General features: G+C 62.1%; 20 protein-coding genes. 11 read left to right on the top strand and 9 right to left on the bottom strand.

All coding sequences use genetic code 11. From position 1 onward, the window contains the following. Window positions 1-10: 10 nt before the first annotated feature. The 4 genes from NKH36_RS10195 to NKH36_RS10180 form a co-directional block, all read right to left on the bottom strand. Window positions 11-838: an SH3 domain-containing protein gene (locus tag NKH36_RS10195; protein WP_352957776.1), complete on the bottom strand. Its 828-nt coding sequence runs from the start codon at window positions 836-838 to the stop codon at window positions 11-13. Between the two features lie 228 nt (window positions 839-1,066). Continuing rightward, window positions 1,067-2,353, bottom strand: coding sequence for an NAD(P)/FAD-dependent oxidoreductase (locus NKH36_RS10190; protein ID WP_352957774.1), 1,287 nt, complete (start codon window positions 2,351-2,353; stop codon window positions 1,067-1,069). A 48-nt stretch (window positions 2,354-2,401) separates the two neighbouring features. After that, window positions 2,402-2,767: a four helix bundle protein gene (locus NKH36_RS10185; RefSeq protein ID WP_352957772.1), complete on the bottom strand. Its 366-nt coding sequence runs from the start codon at window positions 2,765-2,767 to the stop codon at window positions 2,402-2,404. A gap of 57 nt (window positions 2,768-2,824) precedes the next feature. Then, window positions 2,825-4,261: a glutamine synthetase family protein gene (locus tag NKH36_RS10180; protein WP_352957770.1), complete on the bottom strand. Its 1,437-nt coding sequence runs from the start codon at window positions 4,259-4,261 to the stop codon at window positions 2,825-2,827. Between the two features lie 150 nt (window positions 4,262-4,411). Between NKH36_RS10180 and NKH36_RS10175 the strand changes: the two genes are divergently transcribed. From NKH36_RS10175 to NKH36_RS10155, 5 genes are all read left to right on the top strand, one after another. Beyond that, window positions 4,412-5,128 carry an HAD family hydrolase gene (locus NKH36_RS10175; RefSeq protein WP_352957768.1) on the top strand — a complete coding sequence of 239 codons (717 nt, stop codon included), beginning with the start codon at window positions 4,412-4,414 and terminating at the stop codon, window positions 5,126-5,128. Between the two features lie 298 nt (window positions 5,129-5,426). Continuing rightward, window positions 5,427-6,308 carry a metal ABC transporter substrate-binding protein gene (locus tag NKH36_RS10170; protein ID WP_502912010.1) on the top strand — a complete coding sequence of 294 codons (882 nt, stop codon included), beginning with the start codon at window positions 5,427-5,429 and terminating at the stop codon, window positions 6,306-6,308. Next, window positions 6,305-7,210, top strand: coding sequence for a manganese/iron ABC transporter ATP-binding protein (locus tag NKH36_RS10165; RefSeq protein WP_352957764.1), 906 nt, complete (start codon window positions 6,305-6,307; stop codon window positions 7,208-7,210). The genes NKH36_RS10170 and NKH36_RS10165 overlap by 4 nt, the downstream gene beginning before the upstream one ends. Further along, window positions 7,207-8,064, top strand: coding sequence for an iron/manganese ABC transporter permease subunit SitC (gene sitC, locus NKH36_RS10160; protein ID WP_352957762.1), 858 nt, complete (start codon window positions 7,207-7,209; stop codon window positions 8,062-8,064). Before NKH36_RS10165 ends, sitC begins: the two co-directional genes overlap by 4 nt. Next, window positions 8,061-8,906, top strand: a complete 846-nt coding sequence (locus NKH36_RS10155; RefSeq protein WP_352957760.1) for a metal ABC transporter permease — start codon at window positions 8,061-8,063, stop codon at window positions 8,904-8,906. Before sitC ends, NKH36_RS10155 begins: the two co-directional genes overlap by 4 nt. 10 nt (window positions 8,907-8,916) lie before the next feature. On the opposite strand, the gene NKH36_RS10150 is transcribed toward NKH36_RS10155, so the two are convergent. The 4 genes from NKH36_RS10150 to aceA form a co-directional block, all read right to left on the bottom strand. Beyond that, window positions 8,917-9,360, bottom strand: a complete 444-nt coding sequence (locus NKH36_RS10150; RefSeq protein ID WP_352957758.1) for a Fur family transcriptional regulator — start codon at window positions 9,358-9,360, stop codon at window positions 8,917-8,919. A 203-nt stretch (window positions 9,361-9,563) separates the two neighbouring features. After that, on the bottom strand, window positions 9,564-10,025 hold the full coding sequence (locus NKH36_RS10145) for a response regulator (protein ID WP_352957846.1): 462 nt from the start codon (window positions 10,023-10,025) through the stop codon (window positions 9,564-9,566). 241 nt (window positions 10,026-10,266) lie between these two features. Continuing rightward, complete coding sequence (locus tag NKH36_RS10140; protein ID WP_126043653.1) at window positions 10,267-10,509, bottom strand: SMc00767 family acetate metabolism repressor; 243 nt, start codon at window positions 10,507-10,509, stop codon at window positions 10,267-10,269. Window positions 10,510-10,574: 65 nt separating this feature from the next. Continuing rightward, entirely contained in the window at window positions 10,575-11,864 is a 1,290-nt protein-coding gene (aceA, locus tag NKH36_RS10135; RefSeq protein WP_352961610.1) for an isocitrate lyase, read from the bottom strand. 247 nt (window positions 11,865-12,111) lie between these two features. Here aceA and NKH36_RS10130 point away from each other — a divergent pair, with 247 nt between their 5' ends. From NKH36_RS10130 to NKH36_RS10105, 6 genes are all read left to right on the top strand, one after another. Continuing rightward, window positions 12,112-13,566, top strand: a complete 1,455-nt coding sequence (locus NKH36_RS10130; RefSeq protein WP_352957754.1) for a helix-turn-helix domain-containing protein — start codon at window positions 12,112-12,114, stop codon at window positions 13,564-13,566. 141 nt (window positions 13,567-13,707) lie between these two features. Beyond that, on the top strand, window positions 13,708-14,661 hold the full coding sequence (locus NKH36_RS10125) for a DMT family transporter (protein WP_352957752.1): 954 nt from the start codon (window positions 13,708-13,710) through the stop codon (window positions 14,659-14,661). A 356-nt stretch (window positions 14,662-15,017) separates the two neighbouring features. Next, the gene (locus tag NKH36_RS10120) at window positions 15,018-16,115 is read left to right on the top strand and encodes a polyamine ABC transporter substrate-binding protein (protein ID WP_352957750.1); all 1,098 of its coding nucleotides are present in this window, start codon (window positions 15,018-15,020) and stop codon (window positions 16,113-16,115) included. Between the two features lie 74 nt (window positions 16,116-16,189). Continuing rightward, complete coding sequence (locus tag NKH36_RS10115) at window positions 16,190-17,329, top strand: ABC transporter ATP-binding protein (protein WP_352957748.1); 1,140 nt, start codon at window positions 16,190-16,192, stop codon at window positions 17,327-17,329. An 8-nt stretch (window positions 17,330-17,337) separates the two neighbouring features. Then, complete coding sequence (locus NKH36_RS10110; protein ID WP_352957746.1) at window positions 17,338-18,312, top strand: ABC transporter permease subunit; 975 nt, start codon at window positions 17,338-17,340, stop codon at window positions 18,310-18,312. Window positions 18,313-18,315: 3 nt separating this feature from the next. Then, on the top strand, window positions 18,316-19,134 hold the full coding sequence (locus tag NKH36_RS10105) for an ABC transporter permease (protein WP_352957744.1): 819 nt from the start codon (window positions 18,316-18,318) through the stop codon (window positions 19,132-19,134). Window positions 19,135-19,203: 69 nt separating this feature from the next. On the opposite strand, the gene NKH36_RS10100 is transcribed toward NKH36_RS10105, so the two are convergent. Next, the gene (locus NKH36_RS10100) at window positions 19,204-21,054 is read right to left on the bottom strand and encodes an AsmA family protein (RefSeq protein WP_352957742.1); all 1,851 of its coding nucleotides are present in this window, start codon (window positions 21,052-21,054) and stop codon (window positions 19,204-19,206) included. Window positions 21,055-21,063 lie beyond the last annotated feature (9 nt).

Here is a 21,063-nt window from a genome sequence, read left to right as displayed (position 1 = left end):
GCGACGCGCTTTAGGCGCCGGTCTTGACAAAGCTCTTGTAGATCCAGCCGCGCTTGCCGTTGTAGACGATCTGGCACCATTTCTTGCAGCCCATCACCTGAACAGAGGTCTTGGCGGGAACGGTGACTATGGCGGCCGCACTGTTCTTCGGTCCGGTGCGCATGGTGACGCCCCTAAGGATGCGTCCGGTTTCTGCCGCGCTCGCTTTCTTGGCCTCGACTTTGGCTTGGGTGCCATCGTTCTGTGTCGCCGCCGGCTCTCCCGGCTTCGGGTTGGGAATGGCGGCGGTTTGCGCGCCGTCCGTCGCCGTCTTGTCGGGAGCAGCAACTTTGGCAAGCAATGCTGCCACTTTGGTTTTCGCTGCCGGATCGGCGAATGCCGCCGCAGTGGACGGTTTGTCTGCCGTTTTTTCAGCCTGGCCTGCCATCTGGCCGGATGTTGTCTTCGGTCCCGATCCTGTCCAGCGAGGATCATTGGGCGCCAGCGCCGGTATCTCGGCCTTCGCCGCAACCACCGCCGGCGAAACCGCATCGGTCTTGCTCGCAGCCTGCTGCACCGCGGCGATCTTCGAGGCCGCGGCCGGCACGATCCTTGTTGTTTTTACCGGAATGCTTGAAACGATCTGATCGGGACTCGCGACCGCTTGTCTCTCGTCGGCCGGCAATGCCAGCCATAGCGCTACCGCAGCCACGCCAAGCAGCGCTGCTGTGCCAAACGCGGCGATGACCAGATGCAAGTTCGACCGGATTTGCTGCCAGAACCTGGGCCGCATGTCGTAGCCAAACTGCATCGCAAAGCGCCGTCGTTCCGGCGCGCCGAAACTGAAGGGCTCTCTCACTCTTGCACCTCCATTTGCGGGCCGACGTTCTTACGACCTGCGCCGGGACAACCGGCGTTTGGTCGGCATCGGTCCCAAACCAACGCGGACAGGCCCGCAAAATCCCCGCTCAACTGCCCTGAGCGGGCATCCTTTGCCGGCGATTGTGGCATCACTGCGCCCTTGCCGGGCGGATTCTGCACCTTTGCGATAGATTCTGCAACTTGCAAGGGATTTTGCAATCTATGGTTATATCCTGTCCCTCAAGGCATACCAGTTGAGCGCAAGAAAGAGCAGAGGCGCGCGGAAGCGTCGACCACCGGGAAAGGTCGGGATTTTCAGGTCCTCGATCAGCCTCAGCCGGTCCCGGTTGCCGGCAACGGTTTCGGCATAGAGCTTGCCGAAAAAGTTCGACAGCATGACGCCGTGACCGGAATAGCCGCCGACCGAGATCACATTGGGCATCACCTCGCGCACGAAGGGTTTTCTCGGCATCGTGATGCCGACATAGCCGCCCCAGCCATGGCTGATCTCGACATCCCTGAGGTCAGGGTAAAGCTCGGCGATCTGCCGGCGGATGTGGACATGGATATCTTTCGGATCGTTGACCGCGTAGATCTCGCGCCCGCCGAACAGCAGCCGTCCATCCGTTGATTTGCGGAAGTAGCGCACGACGAAGCGGGAATCATCGACCGCCTCACCGCCCGGCAGCACGTTTGTGTCAGCTCCCAGCGGCGCCGTTGCGCCGATGAAGGAGCCGATCGGCATGATATGCGCAGCGCTGATCGGCTCGAGCGTGCCGCCATGAGCGTTGACGCCGATCAGACATTTCTCGGCTGATATCGTGCCTTTCGGCGTCGTAACCCTGACCTTGCCGCCAACCGACGCGATGCCGGTCGCCGGCGTCTGCTCGAACAGCTGCGCGCCCGCCTGCGCCGCCACCTTTGCCGTGCCGATCACCAGCTTCAGCGGATGGATATGCCCGGTGCCGGTGTCGCGGGTGCCGCCGAAGTAGCGCGCCGAGCCCAACCGCTCGGCCGTCACCTTGGCGTCCATGAAGGTGATGTGCGGATAGCCGAAGCGGTTAGCCATGATCTCGGCATGCGCCTTGTAATCGTTGACATAGCGCTGCTTGTGCGCCACCGACATCTGGCCGGGCATATAGTCGATCTCGATCTTGTTGGCGGCGGCGAATTCGAGGAGATGCGCCTTGGCCTCTTCGGCGAGTTCGAACAGCGCCTTGGCACGGGAAAAGCCGTATTCCGCTTCGAGCTCCTCGACCCAGGCGCGCTGGCCGGTGCCGAGCTGGCCGCCATTGCGGCCCGATGCGCCGTCGCCGAAACGATGCGCTTCGATCAGCACGACATTGCTGCCGGCCTTGGCAAGGTGCGCCGCCGCCGACAGGCCGGTAAAGCCGCCGCCGACGATGACGACGTCGCATGTCCGGTCGCCGTCGAGCGCCAGGTATTCGGGCCGGGGGCCGGCCGTGTCCTCATACCAGGAGCGGCCGGGGGAGATCGGGGATTGGTAGGGCATGATGCTCGGTTAGGGGAGTAGGGGAGTAGGGGAGTAGGGGAGTAGAAGTTATTCAGGTGACAATTTGCGGATCAGAAGGCGCAATAACGTCCCTACGCTCTCGCTGCGGTTCATCAAAGGTTCGACCGCCTCGTGCGAGGCGATTCCGATACGGTGCGCAATCATACGATGCGTCTCCAGTTCCTTTAGGGATCCTTGGGCGATCCTGAGAAATTGCTGATAGGAAGCTCGGCTCTCTCGGCCGTAACCCTCAGCGATGTTGGCAGGCACGGAGGTAGCTGCCCGACACGCCTGACCTGTCATTCCATAGAGCTCGTCTTTCGGCCAAGCTCGTGTCACTTCATAGATTGATACTGCCAGGTCCATTGCCTGCTGCCAGACGATCAGATCCCTGTAGGACTCGATCTTCGCCATTACGTGCCCCCTACTGCCCTACTGCCCTACTGCCGTACTGCCTACTCCCCTACTCCCCTAAACATTCAACAACAGATACTCCCGCTCCCACGGACTGATCACTTCCATGAAGGTCTCGAATTCCGCCCGCTTGATCGCCGCATAAGTCGCGGCAAACGACTTGCCGAGCAGCGCGCAGAGTTCCTCGTCTGCTTCGAACAGGTCGACGGCTTCGAGCAGGCTCCGCGGCAGGTCGATCTCTGCCTCGTTGGCGGTGGTGAGAACCGGTGGTTCGGCTTTGATCTTGTTGGTCATGCCAATTAGCCCGCAGGCGAGCGATGCGGCCATCGCCAGATAGGGATTGGCGTCGGAGGAAGGGATGCGGTTCTCGACGCGCCTGGCTGCCGGGTCGGAGCGCGGGACGCGGAAGGCGGTGGTGCGGTTGTCGTAGCCCCATTTGTTGTTGACCGGCGCCGAAGCCGACTGCGTCAGCCGGCGATAGGAATTGACGTACGGCGCGAACATCACCAGCGCGTTCGGCACATGTTTCTGCATGCCGCCGAGGAAATGGAAGAAGGCTTCGGTTTCCGAGCCGTCCTCGGCGGAAAAGACGTTCTTGCCGGTCTTCTTGTCGATGATCGACTGGTGGATATGCATGGCCGACCCGGGCTGCCCCTGGATGGGCTTGGCCATGAAGGTGGCGTAGATCTCATGCTTCAGCGCCGCCTCGCGGATGGTGCGCTTGAACATGAACACCTGGTCGGCTAGCTCGATCGGATCGCCATGGCGCAGATTGATCTCGAGCTGGCCGGCGCCTTCCTCGTGGATCAGCGTATCGATCTCCAGGCCCTGGCTTTCGGAGAAATGGTAGATGTCATCGATCAGTTCGTCGAACTCGTTGACGCCGGCGATCGAATAGCCAGCGCCACCGCCGATCGCCCGTCCCGAACGCCCGACCGGGGGGGTCAGCGGGTAGTCCGGATCGGGATTCTTGCGCACGAGGTAGAACTCGATCTCGGGTGCCACCACCGGCTTCAGCCCGCGCTTGTCGTAGGCGGCAAGCACACGCTTCAGCACGTTGCGCGGCGTGAACTCGACCGAGCGGCCGTCCTGGTGGACGAGATCGCAGATGACCGCCGCCGTCGGGTCCTCTTCCCACGGCACCACGGTCAGTGTCGACAGGTCCGGCATCAGCTTGAGGTCGCCGTCGTCCTCCGGATAGTGGAAGCCGTTGCCGTCCTCCGGATAGCCGCCGGAGATCGTCGTCATGAACACCGCCGAAGGCAGCGCCAGCGAGGTGTTGGAGGTGAATTTCTTCGACGGCATCATTTTGCCGCGCGCAACACCCGCCTGGTCGGGCGTGATGCATTCGATATCCTCGATGCCGCGCCACGCCAGCCAGGCGCCGACTTCCTTCCAGTTTTTCACACCACGTTGATTTTTCACGAAAGCAGGCGTGCGGATACGTCCTCCGCGGCTCGACGGACGGACTTCCTTTTTTGCAGGCGGCATCATTCACCAGATTGGGTTGCGGATTCTAGAGTATAGCCGTGGCCGGTGATGGAAGGGAAGGGGAGCCAGCCCTGCGTACGCCTGCCCAGTTGAAAACTGCTCCGGGCGGCTTAGGTTCGACGCAAGTTCAATGGCCTCGGTTGAAGACGTCGAATGCAGAACAATCATGAATTGACTACGATCGGCTTCGATGCCGATGACACGCTCTGGCAGAACGAGCAGTTCTTCCGCATAACCGAAAAGCGCTTTGCCGCGCTGCTCGCCGATCATGCCGAGGAGGAACATATCTCGGCAAGATTGCTGGAGGCGGAAAAGCGCAACCTCGCCGTCTACGGCTTCGGCATCAAGGGTTTTACCCTGTCGATGATCGAAACGGCGATCGAGATTACTGAGGGCCGCGCGCCGGCCTCGGTCATCGCCGAAATTCTTGCCGCGGGCCGCGAGATGCTTGGCCATCCGATCGAGGCGCTGCCCCATGCGCGCGAAACCGTTGAAAAGCTGGCGGATGCATATCGCCTTGTGCTGATCACCAAGGGCGACCTCTTCGATCAGGAACGCAAGCTGGCGCAATCGGGCCTCGGCGACCTGTTCGATGCCGTCGAGATCGTCAGCGACAAGAGCCCCGCCACTTATGTCAGGGTCTTCAGCCGCCACGGTGATGGCGCCGAAAAAAGCATGATGGTCGGCAATTCGCTCAAATCGGACGTGGTGCCGGCCATCGAGGCCGGCAGTTGGGGCATCCACGTGCCGCACGAGCTGACCTGGGTGCTGGAACATGTCGAGCCGCCGGTCACCGCGCCTCGCTTCCGCCAGATAGCCGATCTCTCGGAACTGCCCCGGCTGGTCGAAAGCATCGGGAAAGCCGGCTGATCGCGGGGCTCGGCGTCGAACCGGACGTGCGCCGCAGCGCATCGATGCCGGACGCCAGCGTGTCGCAGTCCTTGTTGTCCGCTCCGCCATAGGGCTGCTCTGTAGCCGACGCCAAATCGCGCGGCCGCATACAATCTACGACGTCAAGCCGTTTTCTACTTGCAAATCAGTCGCAATTGCGGAATACGCGAGAAGCGAGCGTCGCAATCGCATAATGGCGGCCACCGGCGAGACATAAGAATCGCGACAGGAGAAATTGATGATCGAGAGATACGGACGACGGGTTGTCGTCGGGTTGATGGCTGCGGTTTTCGCTGCGGCGGTGGCTTCAAGCCCAGCGAAAGCGCAGGAAAAATTCAAGGCCGTGACGACCTTCACCGTCATCGCCGACATGGCGAAGAACGTGGCGGGCGACGCAGCAATCGTGGAATCGATCACCAAACCGGGAGCGGAGATCCACAATTACGCGCCGACGCCGGGCGACATTCAGCGGGCGCAGGGCGCAAAGCTCATTCTGTGGAACGGCCTCAACCTCGAACTCTGGTTCGAAAAATTCTTCCAGAACCTTAGCGACGTACCCGGCGCTATCGTCTCCGAGGGCGTCCAGCCGATGAGCATCGCCGAGGGACCCTATACGGGCAAACCGAACCCGCATGCTTGGATGTCGCCGACAAACGCGCTGATCTACGTCGACAACATCCGCAACGCCTTCGTCGAGCACGATCCGGCGCATGCCGAGACCTACAAGGCCAATGCAGAAGCCTACAAGGCAAAGATAGAGGCCGCCGTCGCGCCGATCCGCGATAAGCTAGCCTCGATCCCTCAGGACAGGCGCTGGCTGGTGTCGAGCGAAGGCGCTTTCTCCTACCTCGCACGCGATTTCGAGCTGAAGGAGCTTTATTTGTGGCCGATCAACGCTGACCAGCAAGGCACCCCACAGCAGGTTCGCAAGGTGATCGACGCCATCAGGGAAAACAAGATCGTCGCCGTCTTCAGCGAAAGCACCGTGTCGGACAAGCCGGCCCGGCAGGTCGCGCGCGAGACAGGGGTGCATTACGGTGGCGTCCTCTACGTCGATTCTCTTAGCGAGGCGGACGGCCCGGTGCCGACCTATATCGACCTGCTGCGGGTGACATCGGATACGGTTCAGAAAGGCCTCGCCGCAGGGCTGTCGCAATGAACGAAGCCGTTCCGCCTCTTGCCCCCGCGTCCGAGGATGCGGGAGGCGGTCTCGCCGTCCGCGGCGCTACCGTCACCTACCGCAACGGCCACACGGCGCTGCGGGATGCGAGCTTTGAAATTCCGACAGGCACGATCACGGCACTTGTCGGTGTCAACGGCTCGGGCAAGTCGACGCTGTTCAAAGCCATCATGGGCTTCGTGCGGCTGGCAAAGGGAGAGATTTTTGTTCTCGGACAGCCGGCCGCGGCCGCTCTGAGGAAGAACGTCGTCGCCTATGTGCCGCAGGCCGAGGAGGTCGACTGGAACTTTCCAGTATTGGTCGAGGACGTCGTCATGATGGGTCGCTACGGCCATATGGGTATGATGCGCCTTCCGAAGGCGGCTGATCGCGAGGCAGTTGCGGCCGCGCTTGCGCGTGTCGGCATGAGCGATTTCCGCAAGCGCCAGATCGGCGAGCTTTCGGGCGGGCAGAAGAAGCGCGTCTTTCTCGCTAGGGCGCTGGCGCAGGACGGGCGCGTCATCCTGCTCGACGAGCCCTTCACCGGCGTCGACGTCAGGACCGAGGACGCTATCGTCGAACTGCTGCGCGCGCTCCGGCGCGAAGGCCGGGTGATGCTGGTCTCGACGCACAATCTGGGTAGCGTGCCGGAGTTCTGCGACCGTGCCGTGCTGCTCCGGAACACGGTCCTTGCCTACGGGCCGACAGGCCAGACCTTCACGCAGGCGAACCTGGAAAAGGCTTTTGGCGGCGTCTTGCGTCATTTCGTGCTGGGCGGCGCCGGGCTGCACGAGGACGACGACAAGCGCCGCCTTGCCGTCATCACCGACGACGAACGGCCACTGGTCTTCTACGGAGAGAACGGAGCCATGCAGCACAAGATGCGGGAACCGGACGAATGAGTGTCCTGCTCGAGCCGTTCGGCTACGAATACATGCTCAATGCCATGTGGGTGTCCGCCTTGGTCGGTGGTGTTTGCGCCTTCCTGTCCTGCTATCTGATGCTGAAAGGCTGGTCGCTGATCGGTGACGCGCTCTCGCATTCGATCGTGCCGGGCGTCGCCGGCGCCTATATGCTGGGCCTTCCCTTCTCGATCGGTGCCTTCTTCTCCGGCGGGCTCGCCGCTGCGGCGATGCTCTTCCTCAACCAGCGCACCAAGCTGAAGGAAGACGCCATCATCGGCCTGATCTTCTCCTCCTTCTTCGGCCTCGGCTTATTCATGGTGTCGCTGTCGCCGACCTCCGTGAATATCCAGACGATCGTGCTCGGCAACATCTTGGCGATCACCCCGGAAGACACGCTTCAGCTCGCCATCATAGGCTTTGTCTCGCTCGCCATCCTCCTGGTGAAATGGAAGGATCTGATGGTGGTTTTCTTCGACGAGAGCCATGCCCGCTCGATCGGCCTCAACCCGAGCGCGCTCAAGATCATGTTCTTCATGCTGCTATCGGCCTCCACGGTCGCCGCGCTTCAGACCGTCGGCGCCTTTCTCGTCATCTGCATGGTGGTGACCCCCGGCGCGACCGCCTATCTTCTGACGGACCGCTTTCCGCGCCTGCTCGTCATCGCGGTTGTCATCGGCGCGGCCACGAGTTTCAGCGGCGCCTATGCCAGCTATTTCCTCGACGGCGCCACCGGCGGCATCATCGTCGTCCTGCAGACGCTGATCTTTCTCGCTGCCTTCTTCTTCGCTCCCAAGCATGGAATGCTGGCAGCCCGCCGCCGCGCGGCGAGGGTCTTGGAGGTCAGCCCATGAGCATCCTCGATTCGCTGCTTGCCCCTTTCCAGTTCGGCTTCATGGTCAATGCCCTGATTGTTTCGGTTCTGGTTGCTGTGCCAACGGCGCTGCTCTCCTGCTTCCTCGTTCTCAAGGGCTGGTCCCTGATGGGCGACGCCATCAGCCACGCCGTCTTTCCCGGCGTGGTCATTGCCTACATCGTTGGGTTTCCTTATTCGGTCGGTGCCTTCGCCGCCGGGATGGTCTGCGCTCTCGCCACCGGCTTCCTCAAGGATAACAGCCGCATCAAGCAGGACACGATAATGGGCATCGTCTTCTCCGGCATGTTCGGTTTCGGCCTGGTGCTCTATGTAAAAATCCAGTCCGAGGTGCATCTCGACCACATATTGTTCGGCGACGTGCTGGGCATCGGCTTGCGCGACATCGTCGAAACGGGGCTCATTGCTGCGATTACGGCCGGCATCATCGGGATCAAGTGGCGCGACTTCCTGCTGCACGCCTTCGACCCGGCTCAGGCTCGCGCGGTTGGTCTTCGGGTCAACCTGCTCCACTACGGCCTGCTTTGCCTGATCTCGCTCACCATCGTCGGCGCGCTGAAGGCGGTCGGCATCATCATGGCCATCGCCATGCTGATCGCGCCTGGCGCCATCGCCTTCCTGCTGACAAGGAAGTTCAGCGCCATGCTGATCCTGTCGGTGGCGATTGCGGTCGCCGCGTCGTTTCTCGGCGTCTATCTGTCCTTCTTCATCGATAGCGCACCGGCGCCGACCATCGTTCTCATGCTGTCCGCCGCCTTCATCGCGGCCTTCGCCGTCACCACACTTAAAGTGGGCCGAATGGAGATCGGTGAGGAACGCTAGAAACGGGCGGTCATTCTCCGGATTGACGAGAGCGTCGCGTTTTCTGGATCGGTTTCACGTAGATCTCCAGTCTGTGGCTGATGATCGTGAACCCGTGCTGTCGAGCGATTTCCTCTTGGAGCCGCTCGATCTCCGCCGACTGGAATTCGACGACGTCTCCCGTCTCGATGTTGATGAGATGATCGTGATGCTCACGGGGGACGGTTTCGTATCTGGCGCGCCCATCGCCAAAGGTGTGCCGCTCCAGAATGCCCTTTTCGCGCAGAAGGCTGAGGGTGCGATAGACAGTGGCGAGCGCGATCGTCGGCTCGATGGCGACAACACGGCGATGGAGTTCCACCGCATCCGGATGGTCGCTGGATTCGGATAGAACGCGCATGATGACGCGGCGCGGACCGGTGATACGCAGTCCGAGTTTCCTGCAAAGCGCGGCGATGGTCTGTTCTGAGGACATGTCATGATCCGCCAATATCGACAGCCATGTCGCGAAGTCGGAACATGCCTGCGGATTTGTTCGAATGTGCTATCCCAGATGCGTCGCAATTGCAAAAGGACATCGGACTGGGTTCGCCGTGAGGCGGTCACATACTGACATAAAGATATCCAGATCCGATCGCGAGAAGCGAGGAAGGGCGTGTCAGCCGGATCGGATGCTGGCTAGTTACGTCCGAGCCCGATCAGGTGGTCGATCACCGGCTGCAGCCGTTCGGTCGTGATCGGTTTGACGACCACCGCATCGACGACGCTCGACAGGCCGAGGCTCTCCGGTGTGCCGGTCTTGGTCGAAAGCAGGATCACCGAGGGAAGCGACCTGCCCGAGGTGCGTCGCAGCGCGTCGATACCGGACATCAGCGCGTCGCAGTCCTTGTTGTCCGCTCCGCCATCGAGGACGACAGCTCCGGGAATGAGCGATCGCAACGTCGTTGCTGCCGTTTCGGGCGATTCCGAGATCGGTTTGAGCCCGGATCGTTCGACGATTTTCGAAACCACCACCCGGTTGACCGGCGATTTCCCGACGACGAGCACGCGGGTGAAGTCCGTGAGCATCTCGGGGTCCACATTGCGGCTCCCCAAAGTCAGCTGGTTTACGGTCTTGGTATCGCGGTTCACGGGGCGCATGAGCGGGACGGGCACTCGTCTGGTTTCAATGCAGGGTTGAAACTTTAGAGACAATTGCAGTGAGATCGCTGCCTATGTCAAGCTGAAATGGCGGATATCCAGAATATCGCAATAAACGTTAAAATTTAAAGCAAGTTCTGTTTTGGGCCCATATGCAAACTGGTCATGCAAATGCAGATTACCTGCGCAGAGACTGCGCAGGTAATGCCGGATCCACCGACAGGCTTTGGTCGGATTTCGGTCAGCCGAGGCTCCGCTGCGTAACGATCACCGGGATCAGCAGATCGCCCCAGTTTCCGTCGCCGCCATGGTGCCGTGCCGAGCGCACGAGCTCCACTGACACACCGGCCTCGACAGCCTTCATCACCGACTGGTTGAGCCTGTGCAGGTCATTCGCCAGCATGCGGATGGTCGCTTGCTGGTCGACGTTCATGGTGGTGGCCTGTTCTTCGGCCCGTTCCTTGACGCGGCTTATCGATGCCATTGGTCTTCTCCTTCAGCGTATTTTATCCCCCTTTGGGGGCGTTCCTCTATTTTGTTGCGTTGCTGCTATTCCGCCGCCGGTTTGAACTGGGCGTGCTCGGTCGATTCATGCATGGCCGTGGTCGAAGATCGGCCACCGGTGATCGCCATCGACACGGCGTCGAAATAGCCGGTGCCGACTTCGCGCTGGTGCTTGGTCGCGGTGTAGCCGTGGGCTTCCGCCGCGAATTCAGCCTCCTGCAGTTCGGAATAAGCAGCCATCTGCCGCGCCTTGTAGCCGCGGGCGAGTTCGAACATGCCGAAATTGAGCTGGTGGAAACCGGCCAGCGTGATGAACTGGAACTTGTAGCCCATGGCGCCGAGTTCCTTCTGGAACCTGGCGATCGTGGCATCGTCGAGGTTCTTCTTCCAGTTGAACGACGGCGAGCAATTATAGGCGAGAAGCTTCCCGGGATGGTGCCTGTGCACGCCCTCGGCGAACTTCTTGGCCTGCGCCAGATCGGGCTTGGAGGTTTCGCACCAGATCAGGTCGGCGTACGGCGCGTAGGCGATGGCCCGCGCGATGCAAGGTTCGATGCCGTTCCTGACGTGATAGAAACCCTCCACCGTGCGGCCGGCTCCATAGTCGACGAAGGGCTGGTCGCGCTCGTCGATGTCGGAGGTGAGCAGTTTTGCCGCTTCCGCGTCGGTGCGCGCGACGACCAGCGTCGGCGTGCCCATGACGTCGGCAGCAAGTCGCGCGGCGTTGAGGTTGCGGATGTGTGCGGCGGTCGGGATCAGCACCTTGCCGCCGAGATGGCCGCATTTCTTCTCCGACGCCAGCTGGTCCTCGTAGTGGACGCCGGCGGCACCCGCCTCGATGAAGGCCTTCATGATCTCGAAGGCATTGAGCGGTCCGCCGAAGCCGGCTTCCGCATCGGCGACTACAGGCGCGAACCAGGTGTCGACCGAAAGCCCCTTGCCTTCGGAGGTCTCGATCTGGTCGGCGCGCTGCAGGGTACGGTTGATGCGCTTGACCAGTTCGGGCGCCGCATTGGCGGGATAAAGCGACTGGTCCGGATACATGGCGGATGCGGTGTTGGCGTCGGCGGCGACCTGCCATCCAGACAGGTAGATCGCCTTCAGCCCGGCCCGGACCTGCTGCATCGCCTGGTTGCCCGACATGGCGCCGAGCGCGTTGACGAAGTCCTCCTCGTGGATGAGCTTCCAGAGCCGGTTGGCGCCCATTTCGGCGAGGCTCTGCCGGATCTGGACCGAACCGCGCAGCCGCTTCACGTCGCCCGGCGAATAGGGCCGCTCGACGCCGTCGAAGCGGCCTTCCGGCGCCGAGGGGACGAGGTTGTAAAAATCGGTCATTTGGTCACTCCGGGTAAATAGCTGCTTGGATGGAAACGCCGCCTTAGGGAGAATTCCGTGCCGTTTTGGTGTGACAGCATTTACATTTCGGCGCGAAACAGGCGAGGAAAACCAGAGGATTGCCGAGGAAATAAGAGAAAACCTGTGTTGCGTTTGACAGCCAGGCGCTGTAAATTTGTCACGATTGTAAAACGCCGGCATGCATCGCCGTGCAGAAGTCATGTAAATTTCTGTCAAGGACAGTCGAGTGGCCGATCAGAAGATCTTCGCCGGGCCGCGCATTCGCCGCATCCGCAGCGCCAAGGGCCTGACCCAGACTGCGATGGCCGAAGGGCTCGGCATCTCGCCGTCCTACCTCAATCTCATCGAGCGAAACCAGCGGCCCCTGACGGTCCAGCTGATCCTGAAGCTGGCATCTGTCTACAAGGTCGACCCGCATGAATTGCAGGGCGAGGCGAGGGGGTCGGTCGGCGCCTTGAAGGAAGTGTTTTCAGATCCGCTGCTGGTCGGCGAATTGCCTGGTGACCAGGAGCTGATCGAGCTTGCCGAGGCGGCGCCCAACGCTTCCGCCGCGGTGATAAAACTGTTTCGCGCCTATCGCGAGCAGGCCGAGCGCCTTTCCGACCTCAACGAGCTTCTCGCGCGTGAGGGCAAAGCGACGGCACTCTCCGGCGCCCGCTTGCCGATTGACGAGGTGCACGAGATTTTCGAGCGCCGGCCGAACCACTTTGCCGCGCTCGAAGAGGAGGCCGAGGCATTCACGTCGGTGCTCGATCCCGGCGACGATCTGCTCGGTGCGCTGAAGACCTGGCTTAAGCGCGAATACGGCATCGTCGTCAAGGTGCTGCCGGTCGCCACCATGCCGAACTGGCGCCGCCGCTACGACCGCCACTCGCAACGTCTGTTTCTGTCCGAGCGCCTGTCGCCGTTCGACCAGTTGCGCGAGGTGGCGATGGAGGCCTGCCTGATCCGCATGACGGTGGCGGTGGCAGGCGAGATCCAGGCGCTGAAGCTGACCACGGATGAGGCCCGCCGGCTCGCCCGCTTCGAGCTTGGCCGCTACGCCGCCCATGCGCTGATGATGCCCTATCAATCTTTTCACGCGGCGGCGATACGCGCCCGTTACGACATCGACGTGCTGCGCTCGCGTTTCGGCGTCTCTTTCGAGCAGGCGGCGAACCGCCTGACCATGCTGCAGCGGCCGGGCATCCCGGGCGTGCCGTTCTTCTTGCTTGAGGTCGACAATGCTGGCAACCGCTTCCGCAAGGCGGGCAGCCAGGGTTTTCCGCAAAGCCGCTTCGGCGGCGGCTGTCCGAAGCTTCCCGTGCATGCCGCCTTTACCCAGCCCGGCCAGATTTTCGTCGAGGCGGTGGAAATGCCCGACGGCGCCGAGTTCCTCTGCGTCGCCCGCACGCTCGAAGGGCCGCAAGGCTCGTTTTCGGAGCGCCCGCGCCGTACTGCACTTCTGCTGGGCTGCGACATCGGCTTTCGTGACGAGATCGTCTACGGCGCGGCACTGCCGGGGCCGGCTGCCGCAGCGACCGGAAAAGCCGGACAGGGCATCAATCCGGCCACGCCGATAGGCCCGGCCTGCCGGCTGTGCGAACGCATCGGCTGCCTCGCGCGCGCCGAGCCGCCGGTGACGCGCCCGCTCGGCCTCGACGAAATGGTGACTGGATTAAGCGCATTCGATTTCCAGTGAGACCGCGACCTGCCGTCTTTGCCACAACTGTCGCCGTTCGGTGGATCACGCCCCGGCATTGCCTTTGCGCTAGGCGAATGCGGCACGTTTCTGTCGTCCGCTGTGTATCGTGCCGCCCTGAAATCGCCGACAGTCGCAATCATGACCGATACATCATCATCACCGACAGCCGTTTCGCCTGCCGTCTCGCTGCGTGAGGAGCGTGTCGGCTTCCTGCTGATATTCCTGTCGGCGCTGATGTGGAGTTTCGGCGGCGCCATCGCCCGCTTCATCGACGCCGGCGACAGCTGGACGGTGGTGTTCTGGCGCTCGGTCTGGGCCGCCGCCTTCCTGATCTGCTTCATGGTCTGGCGCGACGGCTGGCACGGCACGGTGAGGTTGTTTCGCGGCATGGGCCTGCCCGGCCTTGCCGTGGCGTTCTGCTTCGCCACCGCATCGACCTCATTCGTCGTGGCGCTCGCCTACACCACCGTCGCCAACATCCTTTTGATGCAGGCCGGCGTGCCGCTCCTGGCGGCGCTGTTTGCCTGGGTGCTGTTTCGCGAACGGGTCGCCTTGGCGACCTGGGTGGCGATTGCCGCCGTCATTGCCGGCGTTGCCATCATGGTATCGGAATCGCTCGATGGCGCCGTGTCGCCCATCGGCGACGGCTTGGCGCTGCTCATCGCCGTGATGTTTTCGATCGCCACCGTCATCACGCGGCGCCTTGCCCATGTGCGCATGACGCCGGCGACCTGCCTCGGCACGATGCTTGCCGCCGCATTCGCGGCGTCCCAGGCATCGCAATTCGACGTTTCCAGCAGCGACATGGGCTTCCTGTTTGCATTCGGCGTGGTCAATCTGGGTCTCGGCCTTGCCTTCTTCGCGACCGGCGCCCGACTTGTTCCGGCGGCGGTCGCAGCACTGCTCGGCACTTTCGAGCCGATCCTCGGCCCGATCTGGGTCTGGCTCATCCATTCCGAGGTGCCGTCGGTTCGCACCATCATTGGCGGCACAGTCGTGGTCACGGCGCTGCTCGTCCATATCGGGCTCGAATTCAAGCGTCATGCGCGGCCTGTGCGGCCGGGTGTCACCGGCACGCCGTCGCCTAATTGATTGCAGCGCACGCCAAAGCGAGATGAGCCATTGACAATGGCGCAGCCGCGCGGGCAGGCTGCCAATACGGCAACAACAAGACAGGCTCATCTTGCCAAGTCTCCCCTCCGGCCCGACCGAGACCGGACAACATCGTCGTATCCCTGCCCGCGCCGTGGCGAGAGCCTTTGACGGCGCCGGAATGCCACCTGAATCACGACATGGGAATGGGGAGCTCGGCCACTGCACATCGAACCACCAAGGTGTCGGCGGTTCGCGCTTGTCGCTTGTCGGAAAGCCCAATAATCTGAAGCAAACGCCCAGCCGCGCAGCCCCGCGACGAGCTGGCGATGGAACACTCATCAAAGGAGACACGCATGACCCGCAAAGCGTTCTGGCTTTCGGCGACCTCGGCATTTCTGACGCTTTTCACCCTCGGCGCTCATGCCCAGGATCGCGTCGTCAACGTCTATAACTGGTCGGATTACATCGACAGCTCGATCATCGAGGATTTCACCAAGGAAACGGGCATCAAGGTCACCTATGATACCTTCGATTCCAACGAGCTCCTGGAGACAAAACTGCTTGCCGGCGGCAGCGGCTACGACGTCGTCGTGCCGACAGCCAATTTCCTCGCACGCCAGATCCAGGCAGGTGTGTTCCAGAAGCTCGACAAGTCTAAGCTGCCCAACATTTCCAACATGTGGGACATCGTTTCGGAGCGCACAGCCAAGTACGATCCCGGCAACGAATATTCGATCAACTACATGTGGGGCACGGTCGGCCTCGGCTACAACGTCAAGAAAGTGCAGGAAGCGCTCGGCACCGACAAGATCGATAGCTGGGACGTGTTCTTCAACCCGGAAAAGCTGGCCAAGCTGAAGGATTGCGGCGTCTATGTCCTCGATTCTCCGAGCGACATCCTCCCGAACGCCTTCAAATATCTGGGCATCGATCCCGAAACCACGTCGCCGGACGATTTCGCCAAGGCGGAAGAACTGATGCTGAAGATCAGGCCTTACATCCGCAAGTTCCACTCGTCGGAATATATCAACGCCCTGGCCAATGGCGACATCTGCCTGGCCGTCGGCTGGTCGGGCGACGTGTTCCAGGCGCGCGACCGTGCGACGGAGGCCAACCGTGGCGTCGAGATCAGCTATTCCGTGCCGAAGGAAGGTGCCGAAATGTGGTTCGACCAGATGGCGATCCCGGCCGACGCGCCGCATGTCGCCGAGGCGCATGAATTCCTGAATTACATGATGAAGCCGGACGTGATCGCCAAGTCGAGCAACTACGTCTTCTACGCCAACGGCAACAAGGCATCGCAGCAGTTCATCGACAAGGAGATACTCGAGGATCCGGCGATCTACCCGGACGAGGCGACGCTGGCGAAGTTGTTCACCATCGCCCCCTACGATTCCAAGACCCAGCGTGTCGTCACCCGCACCTGGACCAAGATCGTCACCGGGCAGTAAGCGACAATCGACGACCCCGGCAGGTGCTGCCGGGGTCAGGTCTTCTGGGGATAGAACGCAGGACGGAGTGGGATATGAAATCGCTTGGCAGCATCCGCAGGGATTTCGCGCCGTGGAATGACCCGAGCGCCAAGCCGTACATCCGGTTCGACAAGGTCACCAAGAAGTTCGGTGACTTCATCGCCGTCAACAATTTGTCGCTGACCATATTCGAGCGCGAGTTTTTTGCCCTGCTCGGGGCGTCGGGCTGTGGAAAATCGACGCTTTTGCGGATGCTCGCCGGCTTCGAGGAGCCGACCGCCGGCCGCATCCTGCTCGATGGCCAGGATTTGCGCGGCATCCCGCCATACCGGCGGCCGGTCAACATGATGTTCCAGTCCTACGCGTTGTTCCCGCATATGACGGTCGAGAACAACATCGCCTTCGGCCTCAAGCAGGACGGCATGCCGAAGCCCCACATTGCAGCGCGCGTTGGAGAGATGCTGAAGCTGGTCAAGCTCGAGCAGTTCGCCAAGCGCAAGCCGCACCAATTGTCCGGAGGTCAGCGCCAGCGCGTCGCGCTCGCCCGCTCGGTCGCCAAAAGGCCGAAGGTCCTGCTGCTCGACGAGCCGCTTGGCGCGCTGGACAAGAAGCTGCGCGAGGAAACGCAGTTCGAGTTGATGGATCTGCAGCAGTCACTCGGCCTTACCTTCGTCGTCGTCACCCACGACCAGGAAGAGGCGATGACCATGGCCGACCGTATCGCCATTATCGACAAGGGCGAGGTGATGCAGGTAGCGACGCCGGCGGAAGTCTACGAGGCGCCAGGCTCCCGTTTCGTCGCCGGCTTTGTCGGCAACGTCAACATGTTCGAAGGCAAGATTGCGCATGGCGAGGCCGGCGCTGCAAGCATCGACGCGGGCAACGGCATCACCATCCGGACGGACAATACCGGCGATGCGGCTACCGGCGAGGCAGTCGCCTTCGCCATCAGGCCCGAGAAGATCAAGATATCGTCGAGGAGACCGGCCGGTGCCGTCAACGCCATCGAGGGCGAGGTCTACGATATCGCCTATCTCGGCGACATGACCGTCTATCACGTCAGGCTGGACGACGGCCACGTGGTGCGGGCCAGCACGATGAACGCGGCCCGCATCACCGAGGATCCGCTGAGCTGGAACGACCGTGCCTGGGTGTCGTTCAGGCCGGACGCCGGCGTCGTGCTGACGCGATAGGGGCAGTCATGTCGAATGCCGCTGTCACCGCCGCAGCAAGCTCTCGGGCCGCCGCTGCGGGAAAATCCGCCCTGACCAGACTGGGAGAGGCCCTCGTTGGCCGTCTTGTCATCATCATTCCGTATCTCTGGCTGGTCTTCTTCTTCCTCATTCCGTTCGTCATCGTCTTCAAGATTTCGCTGTCGCAGACGGCGATCGCTATACCGCCCTACACGCCGGTTCTTGGCTTCGGTGATGGCCTTTCCGGTTTTTTCGCCCAGCTGAAACAGCTCAGCATCGATAACTACACGTGGCTGACGCAGGACGCGCTCTACGTCAACGCCTATGTGACGAGCGTCATCGTCGCCGCCATTTCGACGGTGCTGACATTGCTTGTCGGCTACCCGATCGCCTATGGCATGGCCCGCGCGCCGGCGACGCTGCGCCCGACTTTGCTGATGCTGGTGATCCTGCCGTTCTGGACCTCATTCCTGATCCGCGTCTACGCCTGGATCGGCATCCTCAAGCCTGAGGGGCTGCTCAACCAGCTGCTGCTCGCCACCGGCGTCATCAGCCAGCCGCTGATCATCCTCAACACCTACACGGCGATCTTCATCGGCATCGTTTATTCCTATCTGCCATTCATGGTGCTGCCGCTTTATTCCGCCCTCGAGAAAATGGATTATTCGCTGATCGAGGCGGCCAAGGACCTCGGCTGCCCGCCGACCAGCGCCTTCTGGAAGATCACCTTTCCGCTATCGCTGCCCGGCGTCATCGCCGGCTGCCTTCTGGTGTTTATTCCCGCCGTCGGCGAGTTCGTCATTCCCGACCTGCTCGGCGGCTCGCAGACGCTGATGATCGGTAAGACGCTGTGGAACGAGTTCTTTGCCAATCGCGACTGGCCGGTGTCGTCGGCCGTCGCCGTCATCCTGCTGTTGCTGCTGATCGTGCCGATCATGCTCTTCCAGCGGGCCCAGGCCCGCGCCCAGGAACAGGATCGGTAACCCATGAACGTCACCTGGAGCCGCTTCAACATCATTTCGATCGTGCTCGGCTTTGCCTTTCTTTACCTGCCGATCGTCCTGCTCGTCGTCTTCTCCTTCAACGAATCGAAACTGGTCACCGTCTGGGGCGGCTTCTCGACCAAATGGTACGTCTCGCTGTTCCACAACCAGGGCCTCATGGACGCCACCTGGGTAACGGCCCGCGTCGCCGTCATCTCGGCCACAGTGGCGACCGTGCTCGGCACGCTGGCGGCTCTCACCTTGACGCGCTACACGCGCTTCAAGGGCCGAATGCTGTTTTCCGGCATGGTCTTTGCGCCGCTGGTCATGCCGGAAGTCATCACCGGCCTGTCGCTGCTGCTGCTCTTCGTCGCCGTCGGGCTCGACCGCGGCTTTCTCACCGTCACGCTTGCCCACATCACCCTGACCATGTGCTTCGTCGCCGTCGTCGTGCAGTCGCGCCTGATCACGTTCGACCGCTCGCTGGAAGAGGCCGCGATGGACCTTGGCGCGCCGCCGGTGAAGACCTTCTTCCAGATCACATTGCCGGTCATCATGCCGGCGATCGTATCTGGCTGGATGCTGGCGTTCACATTGTCGCTCGACGATCTGGTCATCGCCAGCTTCACCTCAGGGCCCGGCGCCACCACGCTGCCGATGAAGATCTACAGCCAGGTTCGTCTCGGCGTGACGCCGGAGATCAACGCCGCCTGCACCATCCTGATCGCGGTCGTGGCGGTCGGGGTCATCATCGCGTCGCTCGCCAACAAGCGTCGCGAGGTGCAGCGCCAGCGCGACGAGCAGGCCGCGCAGCGCGGGTGACGAAAGGGGCGGCAGCAGCAAAAGCCGGCAGGAAGCACTTCCGACGACGGACCGCAGCAGCCTCGTGGCCTACTCGCCGGAAACCCCGCGGCTTATCGGCGAAATGAACGGCGTGCTCCACGTTCCGCCGACGAAGAACGAAGACTGGTTGGGACCCTGGTTATTTGTCTGCGTGGCTGGCTGGTCCGCCTGAATGATGCCGCCGGACAGCGCTAGCCCGCGCCCGGCATAGGAGGCGATGCCGGAAAGCCAGATCTTGTACTTCGCCGAATTCGCTTCGGCCTTGTCGATCTTCGCCACACCGTTCGAGATGCTCGCCTTGAGTTCGGCCCCGTCGATCGGCAGCGTTCCGTCGGAGACATCGTCGAGCGCGAAGAACCCGCCCTGTTCGTTGTGTTTGAAAAACGCCTCCAGGTTGAACCGGCTCAACGCGCCCTGGCCGAATTTCGCCGAAACCGAGCCGTCGGCGTTTTCGAAAATGGAATCCCAGGTTCTGCCCGGCCCCTTGAGGATGACCGAAACGGTTCCCGTGCCGATCGGCACCAGTCGCGTCATTCCGGCTGCGGTGCCAAAAGCCCCGCCATCGATGTCGGAGGCGAGCAGCCTGATCTCGACCTGCGTGCCTCCCGGCTTGCGGTCGAAACGAAGACTGCTCTGGATGTTGCCGCCAAAGGCCGATGCATCGGAAATATCGAAGACGGCAAGACCGTTCTTGACCTGGGCGGCGGCGGCGACGTCGGCAAGCTGGATGGTGCCTGCGGTGGCCTGCGCTGCCGACAGTCTGAGATCGAGATCGATCCGGTCGGCGACGCTAATGTCGATTTCGCCTGGGCCAGCGCCGTCCGTAGGCGCCAGGGGTGTGAAGGCGGAGAGAAACGACCGCAAGTCGAGCGTCTCGAAGGCGAGCGTACCGGCGATCACCGGCCGCGCCTCGCCAAAGGAGAAGTCCAGCGCACCCATTCCCGGATTGTCGTCCAGAGCGATCTCGGTGTTTTCGAACTTAATGCGGCCGGAGGTCGCCGTGACCTTGCTGGAAACGGAAACCGAGCCGATTGCCGCGCCCGGCGCGATGCCGGCCCGCGACCATTCGAGCACGCGCCTGAGTGAAGGTGCGGCGAATTTCGCCTGGCCGTCGAAATAGGCGTTCTCGGACATGCTGGCCACGCCGTCGAAGGAAAAACTGGCAGGGGCCGCCTTGAAGGAAAGCGTCATCGGCGCCGCACCGCCCCCAAACAGCACCAGCGGGTTCGACGATGCGGCATCCACGGCGACGCTTTCGCCACGCCAGATCCCGGTCGCCGACAGCGTCGCATTGCTGTTCATTGCGGCCCAGTTCGCCTGTCCACTCAGGCTGCTCAGTACCTCGGCGTCCTTGCCATCGACCGAGGTCACCACGCGGCCGTTCCTGAACTCTACGGTGCCGAACGGATCAGCCGGCAGCTTGCTCAGGTCCGGCTTGGCTGGATTGGCGCTGACGACGGCGCGGGCGATGTCGATGGAACGCGTGATGCGCCCGCCTGAAGGCAGGGCGGGCAGGAAAAGCCCATGTGCTGCGCGTTGAACCCTGATCGTCGGCCGGATCAGCCGCGCCGTCGAGAACACCACATCGCCACGCAACGCCGCCATAGCTGAGAGATTGACCTCGACCCGTTCGGCCTCGATCACAGGCGGCGCGTCGGTTTCTGTCCATTGCGAAAGCGTCACGTCGGTCAGGATGGCCCGGAAATTCGGCCAGACCTCGATCCGCGGGGCGCCGTCGATGGTGACCCTGAAACCGCTCCATGCACTCATTTCCCAGGCGATGCGGTCGCGCACGATACGGGTGGAGGCGACGAGCGGCAGGGCCGCAACGGCCAGCGCGATGACGAGCACGGCAACGCCGATCGCCCATATTCCGCGCCGGATCAAAGGTGATGACATGTCGCCCGT

The organism is Mesorhizobium sp. M1312 (genome assembly GCF_040318115.1).
Lineage (GTDB): Bacteria > Pseudomonadota > Alphaproteobacteria > Rhizobiales > Rhizobiaceae > Mesorhizobium.
The sequence above is the reverse complement of the archived record's forward strand: the minus strand, read 5'-3'. Positions and strand labels throughout refer to the sequence as shown.